This window comes from Veillonella sp. ZSJB6, from assembly GCF_051549505.1.
Lineage (GTDB): Bacteria > Bacillota > Negativicutes > Veillonellales > Veillonellaceae > Veillonella.
Genome location: NZ_JBPUGE010000058.1, coordinates 1 through 269, shown reverse-complemented (window position 1 = coordinate 269; position 269 = coordinate 1). Strand labels below are relative to the sequence as shown.

The following is a 269-nucleotide window of genomic DNA, read 5'->3' as shown; positions in this document are numbered from 1 at the left end:
AAGTGAAATGAGTGGTAGTATACGTAATATTACCATTTCAAATTGTATCTTCCAAGAAACTGATCGAGGAATACGATTGAAATCTAGACGAGGTCGAGGCGGGAACGTTGAAGATATTCGAGTATCCAATATAGTCATGGATAATGTGATGTGTCCATTTATACTGAATCTTTATTATTTCTGCGGTCCGCGAGGAAAAGAACCATATGTATGGGAAAAAACGGCTTATCCGATAGATGAGCGGACACCAGCATTCAGAAGGATCCATT

General features: G+C 39.0%; 1 protein-coding gene. It reads left to right on the top strand.

The features are described from left to right. Positions 1–7 precede the first annotated feature (7 nt). The coding region (locus ACSV5T_RS09885; protein ID WP_438321002.1) for a glycosyl hydrolase family 28 protein at positions 8–269 on the top strand (262 nt) is incomplete at its 3' end.